Raw genomic sequence first — 18,659 nt, forward strand, 5'->3', positions numbered from 1 at the left:
CCCCCGCGCGCGGCGGGGCCGTAACCCGTGCCGGGTGCGGGAGTTGAGTTCCACGTGGAAGAGACCATCCAGGGCACCGAAACCGCTCAGATCCCGCAGCAGCGCGGAACATCGCTGCTGGAGACCGCCGTTCGCTATGCCGAGGAGCGTCACTGGGACGTGTTTCCCGGGACCTGGCTGGAAGCGGCGGGCGGGGTGCAGCGCTGCTCCTGCGGCGACGCGGCGTGCGCCGCCCCGGGCGCGCACCCGGCGGACGAGGACTGGGCGGCGCAGGCGACGGGCAGCGCGACCGTCGTCCGCCGGATGTGGCAGCAGCGGCCGACGGCGTCGGTCCTGCTGCCCACGGGGCGGACGTTCGACGCGATCGACGTGCCGGAGACCGCGGGGTTCCTCGCGCTCGCCCGGATGGAACGGATGGAGCTGACGCTCGGTCCGGTGACGCTGGCGCCGGACCGGCGGATGCGGTTCTTCGTCCTGCCGGGTGCCGCGGCGAAGGTTCCGGGGCTCGTACGGGCACTGGGGTGGTCACCCCGCACGCTCGGCCTGGCCGCGCTCGGGGAGGGCGGGTTCGTCGCCGCGCCGCCCACGCGGTACGGGACGCGGGGGGCCGTGCAGTGGGTGTGCCGGCCGACGCCGGCGAACCGGTGGCTGCCGGACGTGGAGGAGCTGATCTCGCCGCTGGCGTACGCGTGCGGCAGGGAGCGTTAGCGACGCGACGCGGGGCCGGCGGTGCCACGCCGCGCCTGTGCTTGTGCCTATGCCCATGCCTGGGCCGTGGACCGTGGGCCGTCCGGGTCCGGTCGCGTCCGGTCGCGCCCGGCGATCGCAGCGCGACGAAAAGCGTCGAACAAGTACGCGAAGAGGCCGTTCTGGCGCGCAACACCCCTCGTTCGAGTGACACCTCTCAGGGATTGATCGCCGCAGCCCGGGGGAGATCTTCAGCGGGGGGCGGACCGCTCGGGGAAATCGGTCCGAAGGGGGCTGACCCTGAGAGCTCGGGGCTCCGGGTCAGCACAGGGGAGGACAGGCCCCGGCGCCGCTCAGCGCCGGGGCCCTCTCCGTCTCCCCGGCCGGGCCGGTACCGGGACCGCGGTCTCCGGTCTCGTCTCAGGGCTTGGCGACGAACACGTGGGACGCGACGTCCGACTCCAGCTCCGCCGCCTCGCCCCCGCTGCCCACCAGCACACCGCCCGCCGACTCCGTCACGCTCACCACCGAGCCGGGCTGCACGCCCGCCCGGCGCAGCGTGTACATCAGCTGCGCGTCCGTCTGGATCGGCTCGCCGATGCGGCGCACGACGACCGTCTTGCCCTCGGCCCCCGGATCCAGGTCGGCGAGCGACACCATGCCCTCGTCCAGGAACGGGTCGGCGCCGTCCGGCTCGCCCAGCTCCTCCAGACCCGGGATCGGGTTGCCGTACGGCGACTCGGTCGGGTGCCGCAGCAGCTCAAGCACGCGGCGCTCGACGGCCTCGCTCATCACGTGCTCCCAGCGGCACGCCTCGGCGTGCACCTGCTCCCACTCCAGACCGATCACGTCGACGAGGAGACACTCGGCGAGCCGGTGCTTGCGCATCACGCGCGTGGCGAGCCGGCGCCCCTCGTCGGTCAGCTCCAGGTGCCGGTCGGCCGCCACGGACACCAGTCCGTCGCGCTCCATCCGCGCCACCGTCTGACTGACCGTCGGGCCGCTCTGGTCGAGCCGCTCGGCGATCCGGGCGCGCATCGGGACCACGCCTTCCTCCTCGAGCTCGAGGATGGTGCGGAGATACATCTCCGTGGTGTCGATCAGTCCGGACATACGTGCCCCTCGATGAGATCTGCCGGAGGCCGAGGCCCACCGGCGCGTGCGTGGCCCTGCCCCAATTCTGACGCATACCACCGACAACCGTTCCGCGCCGCGGAAAGCCGGGCCCCGGCCCCGGCCGGCACCCCCGCCGCACCACCGGGCACCGCCGCCACCGGTCGCGCGGCCGGCCTCCCAACCGGTCTACCGGCCGGTCACGCGGCCGGCCGGCGCCGCCCGCGCGGGCCGTATTGACACCGCACTGGTCCAGACCGCACCGTGATCCGCGACGCAGCCACACCGAAGGGGCCCCGCATGAGCGACCGCAAGCCGGCCGGCCAGTTCCTCGACGCGGCGATCGACCTGCTGCGACGCGTCCGCGACGAGGAGGCCGACGCCATCGAGGCGGCCGGCACCCTGCTGGCCGACACCGTACGCGACGGCGGCCGCCTCTTCGCCTTCGGCGCCGGACATTCCTCCCTCGCCGCCCAGGACGTCGTCTACCGCGCGGGCGGACTCGCCCTCATGAACCTGCTCGCCGTGCCCGGCGTCGTCGGCGTCGACGTCATGCCGGCCACCCTCGGCTCCGCCCTCGAGCGCGTCGACGGCCTCGCGAGCGCCGTCCTGGACTCCTCGCCGCTCCGCGCGGGCGACGCCCTGGTGATCATCTCCCTGTCCGGACGCAACGCGCTCCCCGTGGAGATGGCCATGAACGCCCGCGCCCTCGGTGTGAAGGTCATCGGCGTGACCTCGGTGGCGTACGCCTCCGAGACCAGGTCCCGGCACGCCTCCGGCACCTTCCTGAAGGACCACTGCGACATCGTCCTCGACTCCAAGATCGCCGTCGGGGACGCGGAACTCACCCTCGACACCGTCCCGGCGCCCTTCGCCCCCGCCTCCACCGTCGTCACCACCGCCCTGATGCAGGCCGTGACGGCCACGGCGGCCGCCGCCCTCGCCGAGCACGGCATCGAACCGCCCCTGCTGCGCTCCGGCAACGTGGACGGCGGCCACGAATGGAACGGCCGCGTCCTGGAGCAGTACGGCGACCGGATCTTCTACCGGCACTGAACCCGCGCCCCGGGCGGCACCCCCGGCCGCCGCCCCGGCGCGTCCCGCTACTCCCCGGCCACCGCGCCCGCCAGGTCCAGCGACGCCGCGATCCGTACCGCCACGTCCTCGGCGTACATCGCGTCGGGGCGGGCGAAGGCGCTGCGGCCCGCGCCGCGCAGGAACGTCACGACACCCAGTGTCCGCCCCCGGCTGCGCAGCACCGCGCACAGCGCGTGCACCGTGTCCGGCGGCCACTGCCGTGTCTCGGCCCACCGGCGCGCCCGCTCCGGCGCCACCGGCCCCGCGTCCGCGCCGGCGCCGGCGCGCACCGAGCCCGCCCGCTCCACGCACTGCAGCGCCGGATGCCCCTCCGCGTAACGCACCGGCAGCCCGGCCGCCCCCGACGGCAGGCCCTGCCCCGGTGCGCCCGAGGGCGCCGACGCCACCCGGACCAGCCGGACCGGGCCCGCCGCCGCGGGATCCGCGAGCGCCCCGCCCGCCACCCGGTCGATCAGCGCGTGGTCGGCGAACCCGGCCAGCGCGAACTCCAGATGCACGACGGCCGCCTCCGCCGGGTCCTCGCACTCCCCCGCCGCCCGCGCCGCCCGGTGCAGCTGGTGGGCGCGGAACCGCAGCGCGGCCGCCTCCTGCTCGGCCTGCCTGGCCTCGGTGACGTCCTGGAACAGCCACCCGACGCCCAGCGGCACCGGCTCCTCCGCCAGCGGCGAGGCCAGCCGTACGAACCCGCTGCGCCAGCACCGGCGCCGCTCCCCCTCCGGGGCGCGCACACTCACCCAGATCTCGGCGGGCGCGGGCGGCGCGCCCTCCGCCAGCACATGCGTCAGCGCGCTCTCCAGCTCCTCCGCGCCCCGACAGAGCAGATCGCCCAGCGGCCGGCCCAGCACCGACGCGCGGCCGGCGCCCAGCGCACGGGCCGCGTGCGCGTTGACCACGGCCGGGCGCAGATCGACGTCGACCAGCACCACACCCCAGTTCGCGTCCTCCAGCAGCGCCTCGCTCAGCGCGATGGACCGCTCCAGGTCGATCTGCGTGTGCACCTCGCTGAACGCGCAGTACACGCCCGCCGGCCTGCCGTCAGGGCCGTGCACGGCCGCCGACTGGGTGCGCACCAGCACCCGCCCGCCGTCCTTCGTCAGCAGCGCGAACTCGTGCACCTGCCGCCCCGGCGCCCGCATCGCGGACAGCAGCCGCTCCTCGACCTCCCCGGCGTCCGCGCTGCGCACCGCCCAGCCCGCGAATCCCCGCCGGCCCACGGCCTCGGCCGCGCTCCAGCCCAGGATCCGCTCCGCCTCACGGTTCCAGTGGGTGACGACGCCCTCCGCGTCGAAGGCGCACAGCGCCGCGTCCATCCCGTCCAGCAGCGCGGCCAGCAGATCCGCGCCGTCCCGCTCGGGGCGCTCCGCCCCCTCCGGCCCCCGCTCGCCGGTGTCGTCGGTGGTCCCACCACTCCGGGAAGCACTCACCCGAACCCCCTGCAGGCTGCGTCCGCCGTACCGTACGCCGGTTCGTCCACTGGCCTTCATTCAACTCGAACGTGACGCAGCGCACAGGGAGTTCCCGTAAGAGCGCAGAAGAAAGCAGAGGAGAGCAGAAGGGGAAGGGCGGGAGAAAAAACGGTTGCTCCGGCGGCCGGCCGGTTCCTAGTGTGGAGGCACACGAGAAGGGAGGTGGTTCGGCAGATGTATGAGATCCGGACGCGTGAGGTGGCTGCGGGCTAGCGGTCCGGCACCCCACGGAGTGCGGTGCCGGACCAGCGCGTGAGAGAAGCGTGCAGCCGGCCCGATTCCCAGCAGTCACCCGACCCGCGAGTCGCCGGTACGTCCGGCCGGCTCCTCCACGGAGGAACCGGACTCGCGGGTCGTTCGCGTTCCGCGGGACCCGGCGGGGATCAGCCCGCGATGTCCGCGATGTCCGCGTAGCCCTCGATCTCGCGCGGGTCGCGGGAGCCCGGGCCGGTGTAGCGGGCGGAGGGGCGGACCAGGCGGCCGGTGCGCTTCTGTTCGAGGATGTGGGCCGACCAGCCGGCCGTACGGGCGCAGGTGAACATGGACGTGAACATGTGCGCCGGGACCTCGGCGAAGTCCAGGACGATGGCCGCCCAGAACTCGACGTTGGTGGCCAGGACGCGGTCGGGGCGGCGGGCGTGGAGCTCGGCGAGGGCCGCCTTCTCCAGGGCCTCGGCGACCTCGAAGCGCGGGGCGCCCAGTTCGCGGGCGGTGCGGCGCAGGACGCGGGCGCGGGGGTCCTCGGCGCGGTAGACGCGGTGGCCGAAGCCCATGAGGCGTTCGCCGGCGTCGAGGGTCTTCCTGACGTACGCCTCGGCGTCCCCGGTGCGCTCGATCTCCTCGATCATGCCGAGGACGCGGGAGGGGGCGCCGCCGTGCAGCGGGCCGGACATGGCGCCGACGGCTCCGGAGAGGGCGGCGGCCACGTCGGCGCCGGTGGAGGCGATGACGCGGGCGGTGAAGGTGGAGGCGTTCATGCCGTGCTCGGCGGCGGAGGTCCAGTAGGCGTCGACGGCGGCGACGTGCTTGGGGTCGGGCTCGCCGCGCCAGCGGATCATGAAGCGTTCGACGACGGACTGCGCCTTGTCGATCTCGCGCTGCGGAACCATGGGCAGGCTCTGGCCGCGGGCGGACTGGGCGACGTAGGACAGGGCCATGACGGCGGCGCGGGCGAGGTCGTCGCGGGCCTGCTCGGCGTCGATGTCCAGGAGGGGCTTGAGGCCCCAGGCGGGGGCGAGCATGGCGAGGGCGGACTGGACGTCGACGCGGATGTCGCCGGAGTGGACGGGGATGGGGAAGGGCTCGGCGGGCGGCAGGCCGGGGTTGAAGGCACCGTCGACGAGCAGGCCCCAGACGTTGCCGAAGGAGACGTGCCCGACGAGGTCCTCGATGTCGACGCCGCGGTAGCGCAGGGCGCCGCCCTCCTTGTCGGGTTCGGCGATCTCCGTCTCGAACGCGACGACTCCTTCGAGCCCGGGTACGAAGTCGGACATCAGGCGGCTCCTCGTGGTCGTGATCTGTGGCGACCTGTGCGGGGGCGGTGTGCGGTCGTCCCCATGGATCCACGGCCGTTCCCCGGCTCGCGGTCCCTGCGGTCACCCCTGTGATGCCCCGTCCGGCCGGTGCTCATCCGGCCGGGGCGGAACCAGCACGATATCCCCGAGTGCCACCTTTGGGGAGGGGATGCGGCACTCAGTGCCACACGTGAGGAAGGTCACCGCGCCGGGAGGGTACGCCGATACGGCAGGATGGCCGGTGTGACCGACCGCGATGCCGTGCCCTTCGATCTCGCCTCGATGCGCAAGCAGTACCGGGCCGAGGGGCTCTCCGAGTCCGAGCTGGCCGCGACGCCCGTGGAGCAGTTCGCGCGCTGGTTCGCGCAGGCCGCGACGGAGGGCGGTCTGTTCGAGCCGAACGCCATGGTCGTCTCCACGGCGGACGCCGGGGGCCGGCCCAGCTCCCGCACGGTGCTGCTGAAGCACTTCGACGAGCGGGGCTTCGTCTTCTACACCAACTACGACTCCCGCAAGGGCCGTGAGCTGGGCGAGAACCCGCACGTGTCGCTGCTGTTCCCGTGGCATCCGATGGCCCGGCAGGTGATCGTGACGGGTGTGGCGCGGCGGACCGGCCGGGACGAGACGGCGGCGTACTTCCGGACCCGGCCGCACGGCTCGCAGCTGGGCGCGTGGGCCAGTGCCCAGTCGGCGGTGGTGGCGGACCGGGAGGCCCTGGACTCCGCGTACGCCGGGCTGGCGGCCCGCTATCCGGAGGGCGAGCAGGTGCCGGTGCCGCCGCACTGGGGCGGGTTCCGGGTGGTGCCGACGGCGGTGGAGTTCTGGCAGGGCCGGGAGAACCGGCTGCACGACCGGTTGCGGTACGTGGCGCGGGCGGACGGGGGCTGGCGGGTGGAGCGGCTCGGGCCCTGAACCGGCGGGCGCCGGCGGACGGGGCGGGTCAGCCCAGGGCCTCGTCCAGCAGCCGTGCCCACTGTTCCACGACGCGTTGCCGGCGGGCGGTGTCGTCGGTGAGGAGGTGGGCGAGGCCGAGGCCGCGGGCCATGTCCAGGAGGCCCTGGACGGTCTCGCGGACGCCGGGGCGGGTCTCGTCGGCGCCGAGGAGGTCGACGGCGATGCGGTGGGTCTCGCGGCCGACGCGGGCCTCCAGTTCGGTGACCCGGCCGCGCAGCTGCTCCTCCTTGGAGGCGGCGACCCACAGGTGGAGGGCGGCGCGGAAGAGGGGGCCGGTGTAGAGGTCGACGAGGGCCGTCACGGCCGCCCGGCGGTCGCCGGCGCCCTCGGGGAAGAGGGCGCGCAGGGCGACGGAGCGTTCCTCGGCGACGTATTCGACGGCGGCCGTGAAGAGGTCCTCGCGGGTCGGGAAGTGGTGCTGGGCGGCGCCGCGGGAGACGCCGGCGCGTTCGGCGACGACGGAGACCGTGGAGCCGGCCCAGCCGTGTTCGGCGAGGCAGGCCACGGCGGCTTCCAGGAGCCGCTGCCGGGTGGCCCGGCTGCGGTCCTGCTTGGGTACGCGCTCCGCTCGGCCGGCCGTGTTCACGGCGCCGCTCACACCGTCCATTCCGGGTCCCGTCGTTCGAGGAAGGCCGTCATCCCCTCGCGGGCCTGCGGGGAGGCGAACAGCCGGGCCGAGAGCGCGGTGAGGTGTGCCGCGTCCCGGTCGAAGTTCTCCAGCACCCTAGCCGTGAGCAGCCGTTTCGTCTCGGCCAGTGCCTGGGGTGAGGCGCGGCGCACACCGTCGAGGACGGGTGCGAGTACGGCGTCGACGTCGTCGCCCGCGGCGGTGATCAGGCCGGTGCGGGCGGCCTCCGCGGCGTCGAAGCGTTCGCCGGTGAGGTAGTGGCGGGCGAGGGCGCGGGGGTCGGCGCGGGGCAGCACGGTGAGGCTGACGAGGGCGGGGGCCACGCCGATGCGGACCTCGGTGAAGGCGAACGTCGACGCGGTGGAGGCGGCCGCGACGTCGCAGGCGGCGAGCAGGCCGAGGCCGCCGGCGCGGACGTGTCCGGCGACGCGGGCGACGACGGGTTTGGGCAGCTCCACGATCTGCCTCAGCAGGGCGACGAGCGCGTCCGGGTCGGGCGGGTCGCGCAGGTCGGCGCCGGCGCTGAAGACGGTGCCGGTGTGGGTGAGCAGGACGGCGCGGACGCCGGTGTCCTCGCCGGCCTCGGCGAGGGCGTCGGCGAGGGCGGTGACGAGGCCGGCGGACAGGGCGTTGCGGTGGTGCGGGGAGTCGAGGGCGAGGGTCTCGACTCCCCGCGTGCGGGTGCGGGCGATCGGGGTCACGGGCGGTTCCTCGGTGCGGGGCGGAGGATGCGGAGGAGCGCGTGGGGCGCGTGGGGCGCGTGGGGCGCGGTGCCGCCGGGTCAGTACGACTTGGGCAGGCCGAGGGTCTGGTGGGAGACGTAGTTGAGGATCATCTCCCGGCTGACCGGGGCGATGCGGGCCACGCGCGCGGCCGTGATCAGCCGGGCGAGGCCGAACTCGCGGGTGAGGCCGTTGCCGCCGAGGGTGTGCACGGCCTGGTCGACGGCCTTCACGCAGGCCTCGCCGGCCGCGTACTTGGCCATGTTGGCGGCCTCGCCGGCGCCGATGTCGTCGCCGGCGTCGTAGAGGCGGGCGGCCTTCTGCATCATCAGGCGGGCCAGTTCGAGGTCGATGTGGGCCTGGGCGAGGGGGTGGGCGATGGCCTGGTGGGCGCCGATGGGGGTCTTCCAGACGGTGCGTTCGCGGGCGTACTCGACGGCGCGGGCGAGGGCGTGGCGGCCCATGCCGATCGCGAAGGCGGCGGTCATGACGCGTTCGGGGTTGAGGCCGGCGAAGAGCTGGAGGAGGCCGGCGTCCTCGTCGCCGACGAGGGCGTCGGCGGGGAGCCGTACGTCGTCGAGGGTCAGCTCGAACTGCTTCTCGGCGGCGTCGAGTTCCATGGCGATGGGGCGGCGCTCGAAGCCGGGGGTGTCGCGGGGGACGATGAACAGGCAGGGCTTGAGCCTGCCTGTGCGGGCGTCCTCGGTGCGGCCGATGATGAGGGTGGCGTCCGCGATGTCGACGCCGCTGACGAACACCTTGCGACCGGTGAGGATCCAGTCGCCGGTGTCGCGGTCGCGGCGGGCGGTGGTGGTGATGCGGTGGCTGTTGGAGCCGGCGTCGGGTTCGGTGATGCCGAAGGCCATCAGGCGGCTGCCGTCGGCGAGGGACGGGAGCCAGTCCTGTTTCTGGGCGTCGGTGCCGAAGCGGGCGATGACGGTGCCGCAGATCGCCGGGGAGACGATCATCATCAGCAGGGGGTTGCCGGCGGCGCCCATCTCCTCGAGGACGAGGGAGAGTTCGGCGATTCCGCCGCCGCCTCCGCCGTATGCCTCCGGCAGGTTGACGCCGATGTAGCCGAGCTTGGCGGCCTCTTGCCAGAAGTCCCTGGTGTCGCCCGTGGTGTGGCTCCGGGCGAAGGAGGACACCGCTGCGCGGAGGGCTTTGTGCTCTTCGGATTCGATGAGGGTGGTCATGCGTCTCCTTCAGGCTGCGGGTTTCGTCGTGGCTTGTCGCGCCCACGCGGCGGGAGCCGCATATTCAATGCAGCCCCGCGCCCCTAGGTCTCTCGGACCACCGCCAGGAGAGAGCCCACCGTCACCTGCCGGCCGGGTACGGCGTGCAGCGCCGTCAGGATTCCCGTGACCGGGGCGGTGATCTTGTGTTCCATCTTCATCGCCTCCAGCCACAGGAGGGGCTGGCCGGCCTCGACCGCGGCGCCCTCGGTCAGGCCCTCCGCGACGCGGACGACCGTGCCCGGCATGGGGGCGAGAAGCGATCCCGGGGCGTGCTGGGTGGTGGGGTCGGGGAAGCGGGGCAGGGCGGTGAGGGCGGTGGTGTTCACGTGGACCCGGTCGCCGTGGCGGGCGATCTCGTAGCGGCGCCGGACGCCGTCGGTCTCGAGGACGACCAGGCGGGCGTCGGCGTGGACGACGTGGACGCCGTCGGCGGTGAGTCCGGCGCGGGTGTGGTGGTAGCGGACCTCGTGTTCCTCGCCGGCCAGGGCGTACCGCTTGACCTGCGGCTGGGAGGGGAGGTTGCGCCAGCCGCCGAAGCGGGAGCGGCCGTGGGCGTCGGCGAGGGCGGCGGCCAGCGGGGCGAGGGGGTCGGGGGCGGGTTCGGTGAGGGCGGGCAGGTGGCGGTCGTAGAAGCCGGTGTCCATGCGGGCGGAGGTGAACTCCTCGTGGCGCAGGGAGCGGACGAGGAGGTCGCGGTTGGTGACCGGGCCGTGGATCGCCGCCCGTTCCAGGGCGCCGGCGAGCTTGCGGATCGCCTCGGCGCGGGTGGGCGCGTGGGCGACGGCCTTGGCGAGCATCGGGTCGTAGTGGACGCCGATGTCGTCGCCGTCGGCGCAGCCGGTGTCCAGGCGGATGCCGTCGGGGACGGCGAGGCGGTGCAGGCGGCCGGTCTGCGGAGCCCAGCCGTTCGCCGGGTCCTCGGCGTACAGGCGGGCCTCGACGGCGTGGCCGCGCGGGCTCGGCGGCTCGGGGTCGAGGCGGTGGCCCTCGGCGATCCGGAGCTGGAGGGCGACGAGGTCGATGCCGAAGACGGCTTCGGTGACGGGGTGTTCGACCTGGAGGCGGGTGTTCATCTCCAGGAAGTGGGCTCTGCCGTCGGGGGCGACGAGGAACTCGACGGTGCCGGCTCCGGTGTAGTCGACGGCGCGGGCGGCGCGTACGGCCTGCTCGTGCAGCTCCCGGACGAGCGAGGCGCTCAGGCCGGGTGCCGGGGCCTCCTCGACGACCTTCTGGTGGCGGCGCTGGAGGGAGCAGTCGCGGGTGCCGAGCGCCCACACGGTGCCGTGGGTGTCGGCGAGGATCTGCACCTCGACGTGGCGGCCGTTCTCGACGTAGGGCTCGGTGAACACCTCGCCGTCGCCGAAGGCGCTCGCCGCCTCCGCGCGGGCGGCGGCGAGCGCGGCGTCGAGGTCGGCCAGGTGCCGGACGACGCGCATGCCGCGTCCGCCGCCGCCCGCCGCGGCCTTGACCAGCACCGGCAGGTCGGCCTCGGTGATCTCGCCGAGGGGGGCGATGCCCAGGAGTTCCTTGGCGCGGGTCTTGGACGCCATCGCCTCGATGGCACCGGGTGGCGGCCCGATCCAGGTCAGGCCCGCGTCGGTGACGGCGCGGGCGAAGCCGGCGTTCTCGGAGAGGAAGCCGTAGCCGGGGTGGACGGCGTCGGCGCCGGCGGCGAGGGCGGCCTTCACGATCAGGTCGCCGCGCAGATAGGTGTCGGCGGACGCCGCCCCGGGCAGCCGTACGGCCGCGTCGGCCAGGCGGGTGTGGAGGGCGCCGGCGTCGGCGTCCGAGTGCACGGCGACCGTGCGGACGCCCAGTTCGCGGCAGGTGCGGAAGACGCGGCAGGCGATCTCGCCCCGGTTGGCGACGAGGACGGTGCTGATCACGGGCATTCCCTCACATCCGGAAGACGCCGAAGCCACCGCGCGCGCCCTGGTAGGGGGCGTTGTGGACGGCGGACAGGCACAGGCCGAGGACGGTGCGGGTGTCGCGGGGGTCGATGACGCCGTCGTCGTAGAGCCGCCCGGACAGGAACAGGGGCAGGGACTCGGCCTCGATCTGCTGCTCCACCATGGCGCGCAGCGCGGCGTCGGCCTCGTCGTCGTAGGGCTGTCCCTTGGCGGCGGCCGCCTGGCGGGCGACGAGGGAGAGGACGCCGGCGAGCTGCTGCGGGCCCATGACGGCGGACTTGGCGCTGGGCCAGGCGAAGAGGAAGCGGGGGTCGTAGGCGCGGCCGCACATGCCGTAGTGGCCGGCGCCGTAGGAGGCGCCGAGGAGGACGGTGAGGTGGGGGACCCGCGAGTTCGAGACCGCGTTGATCATCATCGCGCCGTGCTTGATGATGCCGCCCTGCTCGTACTCCCTGCCGACCATGTAGCCGGTGGTGTTGTGGAGGAAGAGGAGCGGGATGTCGCGCTGGTTGGCGAGCTGGATGAACTGGGCGGCCTTCTGGGACTCCTCGCTGAAGAGGACCCCCCGGGCGTTGGCGAGGATGCCGACCGGGTAGCCGTGCAGGCTCGCCCAGCCGGTGGTGAGGCTGGTCCCGTAGAGCGGTTTGAACTCGTCGAAGTCGGAGGCGTCGACGATGCGGGCGATGACCTCGCGCGGGTCGAAGGGGGTTCTGAGGTCGCCGGGGACGATGCCGAGGAGTTCCTCCGGGTCGTACCTGGGCGGTTCGGCGGCCGGCGGGTCGGCGTACGCCTTGCGGTGGTTGAGGCGGGCGACGACGCGGCGGGCCTGGCGGATCGCGTCCGGCTCGTCCACGGCGAAGTGGTCGGCGAGGCCGGAGATGCGGGCGTGCATCTCGGCGCCGCCGAGCGACTCGTCGTCGCTCTCCTCGCCGGTGGCCATCTTCACCAGCGGCGGCCCGCCGAGGAACACCTTGGCGCGCTCCCTGACCATGATCACGTGGTCGGACATGCCGGGGATGTAGGCGCCGCCGGCCGTGGAGTTGCCGAAGACGACGGCGATCGTGGGGATGCCGGCGGCCGACAGCCGGGTGAGGTCCCGGAAGACGGCGCCGCCGGGGATGAAGATCTCCTTCTGCGAGGGCAGGTCGGCGCCGCCGGACTCGACGAGGCTGATCACGGGCAGCCGGTTGGCGAGGGCGATGTCGTCGGCGCGCAGGGCCTTTCTGAGTCCCCACGGGTTGGTGGCGCCGCCGCGCACGGTCGGGTCGTTGGCGGTGATCAGGCACTCGACGCCCTCGACGACGCCGATGCCGGTGACGAGGGAGGCGCCGACGGTGTACTCGCTGCCCCAGCCGGCGAGCGGGGACAGTTCCAGGAAGGGCGTGTCCGGGTCGAGGAGCAGCTCGACGCGCTCGCGGGCGAGGAGCTTGCCGCGTTTCCGGTGCCGGGCGACGTACTTCTCGCCGCCGCCCGCGAGGGCCTTGGCGTGCTCGGCGTCCAGGGCGGCGAGCCTGGCGAGCATGGCCTCGCGGTTGGCCCGGTGGTCGGGGGCGGCCGGGTCGACGGCGGTGGGCAGGACCGTCACAGGAGGACCTCCGGGATGTCCGTGTGCCGGGCGCGCAGCCATTCGCCGAGCGCCTTGGCCTGCGGGTCGAAGCGGTGCCGGGCCGCGACGCCCTCGCCGAGGATGCCCTCGACGACGAAGTTCAGGGCGCGCAGGTTCGGCAGTACGTGCCGGGTGACGGGCAGGTCGCGGGCCTCGGGGATCAGCTCGCAAAAGCGGTCGGCGGTCAGTTCGTGCGCGAGCCAGCGCCAGGCCTCGTCGGTCCTCGCCCACACGCCGACGTTGGCGTCGCCGCCCTTGTCGCCGCTGCGGGCGCCGGCGACGAGGCCGAGGGGGGCCCGGCGCGTGGGCCCCGGCGGAAGCGGCCGCGGCGGGAGCGGCTCCGGTACGGGGGCGAGTACGGCGGTGTCCTGGGGCGGCGCCACGGGTATCCGGCGCCCGTCGTGGAGGACGGCCACATGGCCGACGGCGCCATGGGGGACGTACACGTCCTCGAAGACACCGTAGGGGGCGCCCTTTCCCGGTGGTGCGAGCACATGGAAGCCGGGGTGGCTGGCGAGGGCCAGCTCGATCGCGGCGCCGCTCAGCGTCCGCCCGACGGCCCGCTGGTCGGCGTCCCGGACGACGAGGCGCAGCAGTGCGCTCGCCGTCTCCTCGGTGGGGGCGTCGGGCCGGTCGGTGCGGACCAGCTCCCAGCGGACGTCGGCGATCTCGCCGAGGGCGGGCTCCATCTGCGCGCGGACCAGCGCGGCCTTGGCCTCGATGTCGAGGCCGGTCAGGACGAAGACGACCTCGCCCCGGAAGCCGCCGAGCCGGTTGACGCCGACCTTGAGCGTGGGCGGCGGCGCCTCGCCCCGCACGCCCTCGACGCGGACGCGGTCGGGCCCGTCCTGGGTGAGCCGTACGGTGTCGAGCCGGGCGGTGACGTCGGGTCCGGCGTACCGGGCGCCGCCCGTCTCGTACAGCAGCTGGGCCGTCACCGTGCCGACGTCGACGAAGCCGCCGGTGCCGTCGTGCTTGGTGACGACCGAGGTGCCGTCGGCGTGCAGTTCGGCGAGCGGGAAGCCGGGGCGCCGTACGTCGCCGTCCCGGAAGAAGGCGTAGTTGCCGCCGGTCACCTGCGCCCCGCACTCCAGCAGGTGACCGGCGACGACCGCGCCCGCGAGCCGGTCGTACTCCGTCGGCGCCCAGCCGAAGTGCGCGGCGGCGGGCCCGGTGACCAGCGCGGCGTCGGTGACCCGCCCGGTGACGACGACGTCGGCGCTGGCGCGCAGGCACGCGGCGATGCCGAAGCCGCCGAGGTAGGCGTGCGCGGCCAGCGCGCCCGGGTGGGCGGCGGTGAGGTCGTCGCCCTCGACGTGGGCGACGCGGACGGGGACGCCGAGCCGGTCGGCCAGCGCGCGTACGGCGTCGGCGAGTCCGGCGGGGTTGAGGCCGCCGGCGTTGGCGACGATGCGGACGCCGCGTTCGTGGGCGAGGCCGAGGCACTCCTCCAGCTGCCGCAGGAAGGTGCGGGCGTATCCGGCGTCCGGGTTCCTCAGCCGGTCGCGGCCGAGGATCAGCATGGTCAGTTCGGCGAGGTAGTCGCCGGTGAGGACGTCCAGGGGGCCGCCGGTGAGCATCTCGCGCACGGCGTCGAAGCGGTCGCCGTAGAAGCCGGAGGCGTTGCCGACGCGGAGCACGCTCACCGCGCGGCTCCCTTCGGCGGGCGTCCGGCTGCCGGGGGTGCGGCTTCCTGGTGTCCGGCTTCCTGATGCCCGGTTGCCGGGCGTGCGGCTTCCCGGGGTCCGGCTGCTCGCGGCGGGCGTCCGGCTCCGGGCGGTCCGGCGAAGGCCTGGGCGATGTCCAGCCAGCGGTCGGCGTCCGGACCCTCGGCGGTGAGGGCGAGGTCGGCGCGGTGGGCGCGCTGGGTGACGAGCAGGCAGAAGTCGAGCGCGGGGCCGGTGACGCGCTGGGCGGCGTCCTCGGGGCCGTAGGTCCACAGGTCGCCGTGCGGGCCGGTGAGTTCGACGCGGAAGGGTCCGGCGGGCGGGGTGAGTCCGTGGGCGGCGTGGGCGAAGTCCCGGGCGCGGACACCGATGCGGGCGACGTGCCGCAGGCGGTCGGTGGGCGGCCGTACGGCGCCGGTCGCGTCGGCGATGTCGAGGCCGTGGGCCCAGGTCTCCATCAGGCGGGCGGTGGCCAGGGAGGCGGCGGCCATGGGCGGGCCGTACCAGGGGAAGCGGGCGCCGGGGTCCGCCTCGCGCAACGCCTCGTCGAGCGCGGCCCTGCCCTCCCGCCAGCGGGCCAGCAGCTCGGCCGGGGCCTGCCGGGCGCCTTCCTCGGCGGCTTCGTCGACGAACGTGCCGGGTGCGGCGAGGGCCTTCTCCACGAGGACACGGAAACCGTCCTCGTCGGTGACGGCCAGCAGGGCGCAACGGTCGGTCCAGGCCAGGTGAGCGATCTGGTGGGCGATCGTCCAGCCGGGCGCCGGGGTGGCCAGCCGCCACTCCTCGGGACTCAACCGGGCGACCAGCGCGTCGAGTTCCTCGCTCTCCTCGCGCAGGTCGTCGAGCACGGGCGTCGGGTCGGACACGGTCGCTCCCCTCGGGCACGGCGGCGTGCGGCGCGGCGTGGCGCGGCGTGGGGAGGAGCATGGCAGGGGTGGAGATAACAATCAAGCATGCTTGCATGATTTTATCCGGGGGCGTGGAGGCCCCCGGGGCCTGCCCGCGCGCGTCCCGGGCAGACCCCGGACCCGTGGTCAGTCCACCCGGGTCCCGGCCGGTGACACCCCGCCCGCGCCCCGCGGCGCCCCGTCGGGGTCCGGCGCCCCACCGGAGTCCGGTGCCGCGCCGTCGGGGCCCGCCGGCTCCGCCGGTGTGGCGTTGAGGATGTCGCGGGCCTGTTCCGCGGCACGGGCGAGGCTCTCGGAGACGAAGTCGAGGAAGCGGGCGATGTTCTCCAGCCGGACGGCGGCCGGGGTGCGGGGGCCGAGGACGTCCACGCCCTGCCGCGCGGTCTCCACGAGATGGGCGGTGGAGCGGGCGCTGGACATCATCGACTGGTACCAGATGTCGTTGTCGACGACGTACCGCTCCCGGCGGCGTTCGTCGCGCTCCCGGCGGACCATGCCCTGCTCCTCCAGGTACGCGATCGCCTTGGAGACCGACGCCGGGCTGACCCCCAGCCGCTGGACCAGCTCGGCCGCGGTGAGGCTGCCGGAGTCGGCGAGGGTGAGGCCGGCCCACACCCGGGACATCATCCTGGGCATGCCGGACGACATGAGGACGGTCGTGAACACCTCCTCGTACTCGCGCACCGCCTCCTCGTCCCTGCCGTGGGGCTGCGCCCGCTCCCCCCGGCCCCGGGCCGGCGCGGTCCGCCCGCGCCGCCGGGCACGGTGTTCGGCGGCGCGGTGGGCGAGGTCGGCGCGGTAGGCGGTGGGGCCGCCGTTGCGCATCACCTCGCGCGTGACCGTGGAGGTCGGGCGGTCGAGGCGCCTGGCGATCTCCGCGTAGGCGAGGCCGTCGGCCAGGCCCAGCGCGATCTGCCGGCGTTCGGACTGGGTGAGTCTGCCTCCCGGCACGACGGCCTCCTTCACGGGGTTCCGGACGACGCCACCATAGCGTTCGCCTTCATGCCATTGCAACGACCATCATCCCTCCCGTTGCGTTATCGGCAGCCCCGTTGCAATGAATTACGCCCCCTGAGCTGCCATTTCCCATAGTCATCGCAACAAGCTCATTGCCAGCCCTCTAAACGCAACGTAGCGTTTCTCTCGTCGGAAACAAGCGCACGGCAATCGAGGGGACACACCATGCAGCAGAACCCGAGCACCACGCAGAAGTTCGACACCCCCGCCCCGGTCTCGGCCGTCCTGGACATTCCCGCGGGACGCATCCGGTTCATCGCCGCCGACCGGACCGACACCACCGTCGAGGTCCTGCCCGCGGACGCCGCCAAGAGCCGCGACCTGGCCGCGGCGGAGCACACCACGGTCACCTACGGCGACGGGGTCCTGCGGATCGCGGCCGCGCCGGCGAAGAACCGGCTGCTGGGCACCCCCGGGGCCGTGGAGGTGACCGTCCAGCTCCCCGCCGGCTCCCACGTCGAGGCGAGGACGTCCGCCGCCGAGTTCCGCGGGGTCGGACGCCTCGGCGACGTCACCCTGGAGAGCGCGCAGGGCACGGTCAAGCTCGACGAGACCGGGGAGGCGCACCTCTCGCTCATGGCGGGGGACATCACGGTCGGCCGGCTGGGCGGCCCGGCCCGGATCAGCACGCAGCAGGGCGGCCTGCGCGTGACCGAGGCCATGAGCGGCCCGGTCGAGCTGCGCACCGAGTCCGGTGACATCACGGTGGGCGTCTCCCGCGGCGTCTCCGCCTCGCTGGACGCCGGCACCTCCTACGGCCGGATCGACAACGCCCTGGCGAACAGCGGCGACGGCGCCCTTCTGGCGATCCGCGCGACCACCTCCCACGGCGACATCACCGCCCGCAGCCTCTGACGCAGCCTCTGCCGGAGGCCCGGTGACGGACGCGGAAGCACGACGGCGGACGGAGGCGCCCGCCGGGCCGGCCCTAGGACGAGGCCTCGGTCCGGCGGCGCCCCACCTGGGTCCGCACCGCACCCATGCTCGCCACGATCACCAGGGCGATGGCCGCGGACTGGGCGGCGGACAGGGCCTGGTCGAGGACGAGGAAACCGGCCGCCGCGGCGATCGCGGGCTCCAGGCTCATGAGGATGGCGAAGGTCGCCGCGGGCAGGCGGCGCAGGGCGAGGAGTTCGAGGGTGTACGGCAGGACGGAGGAGAGCAGGGCGACTCCGGCGCCCAGGGCGAGCGTCACCGGCTCCACGAGCTTCGCCCCCGACTCGGCGATGCCCAGCGGCAGGAACAGCACCGCGCCGACCGCCATGGCGAGCGCCAGCCCGTCGGCCTGCGGGAAGCGCCGGCCCGTACGCGCGCTGAAGACGATGTACGTCGCCCACATGACCCCCGCCCCGAGCGCGAAGGCGGCACCCGCCGGGTCGAGGCTGTCGAAGCCGCCGCCGCTGAGCAGGAAGACGCCGGCCAGGGCGAGCGCGGCCCACACCAGGTTGATCGCACGCCGGGAGGCGACGACGGACAGGGCGAGCGGGCCGAGCACCTCCAGGGTGACGGCGGGGCCGAGCGGGATGCGGTCGACGGCCTGGTAGAAGAGGCCGTTCATACCGGCCATGGCGAGACCGAAGACGACGACCGTGCCCCAGTCGGCGCGGGAGTGGCCGCGCAGCCGGGGACGGCAGACCAGCAGCAGTACGACGGCCGCCACGACCAGCCGCAGCGTCACCACCCCGAGCGCACCGGCCCGGGGCATCAGGCTCACCGCCAGCGCGGCGCCGAACTGCACGGACAGACCGCCGGCGAGGACCAGCCCGACCGGGCCGAGAGCCCCCCACCGGCCGGAACCGCCGTGCGGCGCGGGCGCGGGACCGGGCCCCGAAGCGGCCCGGGCCGCCTCCGGGCCGGCCATGGCGACGGCCGGGGAAGGGGTGCCGGAAGTGCCGGGGGCGCCGGAAGCGGCGCGGGAGGTGCTCACGAGGACTCCGGACGGTCTGCGGATCGGTCGGCGGCGTGCATCGCGCCGTACGGATCCGCACGGCACGGCACGGTCCAGGGTAGGGGAATCGGTCAGGTACGTAACCGTGCCATGCGACTGTCGTCGGCGGGGCGCGCGGCTGTCAACGGAGATCCGCCGGCCGGACCGGGCCTCGCCGGGTCCCGCCAGGTCTCACCGGGCCTC

Annotated in this window: 16 protein-coding genes; 4 read left to right on the top strand and 12 right to left on the bottom strand. The window is 74.5% G+C overall.

What is annotated here, in order from left to right; all coding sequences use genetic code 11:
• Window positions 1-54 precede the first annotated feature (54 nt).
• Window positions 55-708 (top strand): bifunctional DNA primase/polymerase, encoded by a 654-nt coding sequence (locus ACFYOJ_RS05380; protein ID WP_356553456.1) that lies wholly within the window; start codon window positions 55-57, stop codon window positions 706-708.
• Between the two features lie 399 nt (window positions 709-1,107).
• Here the strand turns inward: ACFYOJ_RS05380 and ACFYOJ_RS05385 are convergent, their stop codons facing one another.
• Window positions 1,108-1,800, bottom strand: a complete 693-nt coding sequence (locus ACFYOJ_RS05385) for a metal-dependent transcriptional regulator (RefSeq protein ID WP_356553454.1) — start codon at window positions 1,798-1,800, stop codon at window positions 1,108-1,110.
• Between the two features lie 300 nt (window positions 1,801-2,100).
• Between ACFYOJ_RS05385 and ACFYOJ_RS05390 the strand changes: the two genes are divergently transcribed.
• Window positions 2,101-2,856, top strand: a complete 756-nt coding sequence (locus ACFYOJ_RS05390; RefSeq protein ID WP_356553452.1) for an SIS domain-containing protein — start codon at window positions 2,101-2,103, stop codon at window positions 2,854-2,856.
• Window positions 2,857-2,903: 47 nt separating this feature from the next.
• Here ACFYOJ_RS05390 and ACFYOJ_RS05395 read toward each other — a convergent pair whose 3' ends face one another.
• Window positions 2,904-4,322, bottom strand: coding sequence for a PAS domain-containing protein (locus tag ACFYOJ_RS05395; RefSeq protein ID WP_356553451.1), 1,419 nt, complete (start codon window positions 4,320-4,322; stop codon window positions 2,904-2,906).
• Window positions 4,323-4,747: 425 nt separating this feature from the next.
• A complete protein-coding gene (locus ACFYOJ_RS05400) occupies window positions 4,748-5,857 on the bottom strand; it encodes a citrate synthase 2 (protein ID WP_356553450.1) in 1,110 nt (369 codons plus the stop codon).
• A gap of 255 nt (window positions 5,858-6,112) precedes the next feature.
• On the opposite strand from ACFYOJ_RS05400, the gene pdxH reads away from it, so the two are divergent.
• The gene (pdxH, locus tag ACFYOJ_RS05405) at window positions 6,113-6,790 is read left to right on the top strand and encodes a pyridoxamine 5'-phosphate oxidase (RefSeq protein WP_356553448.1); all 678 of its coding nucleotides are present in this window, start codon (window positions 6,113-6,115) and stop codon (window positions 6,788-6,790) included.
• 28 nt (window positions 6,791-6,818) lie between these two features.
• Here the strand turns inward: pdxH and ACFYOJ_RS05410 are convergent, their stop codons facing one another.
• The 8 genes from ACFYOJ_RS05410 to ACFYOJ_RS05445 form a co-directional block, all read right to left on the bottom strand.
• Complete coding sequence (locus ACFYOJ_RS05410) at window positions 6,819-7,439, bottom strand: TetR/AcrR family transcriptional regulator (RefSeq protein ID WP_356553447.1); 621 nt, start codon at window positions 7,437-7,439, stop codon at window positions 6,819-6,821.
• Window positions 7,427-8,161, bottom strand: a complete 735-nt coding sequence (locus ACFYOJ_RS05415; protein ID WP_356553445.1) for an enoyl-CoA hydratase family protein — start codon at window positions 8,159-8,161, stop codon at window positions 7,427-7,429. The genes ACFYOJ_RS05410 and ACFYOJ_RS05415 overlap by 13 nt, the downstream gene beginning before the upstream one ends.
• 80 nt (window positions 8,162-8,241) lie before the next feature.
• Window positions 8,242-9,378, bottom strand: coding sequence for an acyl-CoA dehydrogenase family protein (locus tag ACFYOJ_RS05420; RefSeq protein WP_356553443.1), 1,137 nt, complete (start codon window positions 9,376-9,378; stop codon window positions 8,242-8,244).
• An 83-nt stretch (window positions 9,379-9,461) separates the two neighbouring features.
• The gene (locus tag ACFYOJ_RS05425; protein WP_356553441.1) at window positions 9,462-11,306 is read right to left on the bottom strand and encodes a biotin carboxylase N-terminal domain-containing protein; all 1,845 of its coding nucleotides are present in this window, start codon (window positions 11,304-11,306) and stop codon (window positions 9,462-9,464) included.
• A 10-nt stretch (window positions 11,307-11,316) separates the two neighbouring features.
• Entirely contained in the window at window positions 11,317-12,915 is a 1,599-nt protein-coding gene (locus ACFYOJ_RS05430; protein ID WP_356553440.1) for a carboxyl transferase domain-containing protein, read from the bottom strand.
• The gene (locus ACFYOJ_RS05435) at window positions 12,912-14,582 is read right to left on the bottom strand and encodes an acyclic terpene utilization AtuA family protein (RefSeq protein WP_356553438.1); all 1,671 of its coding nucleotides are present in this window, start codon (window positions 14,580-14,582) and stop codon (window positions 12,912-12,914) included. The genes ACFYOJ_RS05430 and ACFYOJ_RS05435 overlap by 4 nt, the downstream gene beginning before the upstream one ends.
• Window positions 14,579-15,469 (bottom strand): TIGR03084 family metal-binding protein, encoded by an 891-nt coding sequence (locus ACFYOJ_RS05440; RefSeq protein WP_356553436.1) that lies wholly within the window; start codon window positions 15,467-15,469, stop codon window positions 14,579-14,581. The genes ACFYOJ_RS05435 and ACFYOJ_RS05440 overlap by 4 nt, the downstream gene beginning before the upstream one ends.
• Before the next feature lie 168 nt (window positions 15,470-15,637).
• Window positions 15,638-16,462 carry a helix-turn-helix domain-containing protein gene (locus ACFYOJ_RS05445; RefSeq protein ID WP_356553435.1) on the bottom strand — a complete coding sequence of 275 codons (825 nt, stop codon included), beginning with the start codon at window positions 16,460-16,462 and terminating at the stop codon, window positions 15,638-15,640.
• Window positions 16,463-16,693: 231 nt separating this feature from the next.
• On the opposite strand from ACFYOJ_RS05445, the gene ACFYOJ_RS05450 reads away from it, so the two are divergent.
• On the top strand, window positions 16,694-17,383 hold the full coding sequence (locus ACFYOJ_RS05450) for a DUF4097 family beta strand repeat-containing protein (RefSeq protein WP_356553433.1): 690 nt from the start codon (window positions 16,694-16,696) through the stop codon (window positions 17,381-17,383).
• Between the two features lie 73 nt (window positions 17,384-17,456).
• On the opposite strand, the gene ACFYOJ_RS05455 is transcribed toward ACFYOJ_RS05450, so the two are convergent.
• A complete protein-coding gene (locus tag ACFYOJ_RS05455; protein ID WP_356553546.1) occupies window positions 17,457-18,389 on the bottom strand; it encodes an EamA family transporter in 933 nt (310 codons plus the stop codon).
• Window positions 18,390-18,659 lie beyond the last annotated feature (270 nt).

Source organism: Streptomyces sp. NPDC006384 (assembly GCF_042870695.1).
GTDB lineage: Bacteria > Actinomycetota > Actinomycetes > Streptomycetales > Streptomycetaceae > Streptomyces.

What these genes read in the sequence shown, in the direction of transcription:
- ACFYOJ_RS05400 (WP_356553450.1), bottom strand. Translation starts at nt 5,857, where the DNA reads ATGTCCGACTTCGTACCCGGGCTCGAAGGAGTCGTCGCGTTCGAGACG.
- ACFYOJ_RS05455 (WP_356553546.1), bottom strand. Translation starts at nt 18,389, where the DNA reads ATGGCCGGCCCGGAGGCGGCCCGGGCCGCTTCGGGGCCCGGTCCCGCG.
- ACFYOJ_RS05410 (WP_356553447.1), bottom strand. Translation starts at nt 7,439, where the DNA reads ATGGACGGTGTGAGCGGCGCCGTGAACACGGCCGGCCGAGCGGAGCGC.
- pdxH (WP_356553448.1), top strand. Translation starts at nt 6,113, where the DNA reads ATGGCCGGTGTGACCGACCGCGATGCCGTGCCCTTCGATCTCGCCTCG.
- ACFYOJ_RS05385 (WP_356553454.1), bottom strand. Translation starts at nt 1,800, where the DNA reads ATGTCCGGACTGATCGACACCACGGAGATGTATCTCCGCACCATCCTC.
- ACFYOJ_RS05420 (WP_356553443.1), bottom strand. Translation starts at nt 9,378, where the DNA reads ATGACCACCCTCATCGAATCCGAAGAGCACAAAGCCCTCCGCGCAGCG.
- ACFYOJ_RS05450 (WP_356553433.1), top strand. Translation starts at nt 16,694, where the DNA reads ATGCAGCAGAACCCGAGCACCACGCAGAAGTTCGACACCCCCGCCCCG.
- ACFYOJ_RS05390 (WP_356553452.1), top strand. Translation starts at nt 2,101, where the DNA reads ATGAGCGACCGCAAGCCGGCCGGCCAGTTCCTCGACGCGGCGATCGAC.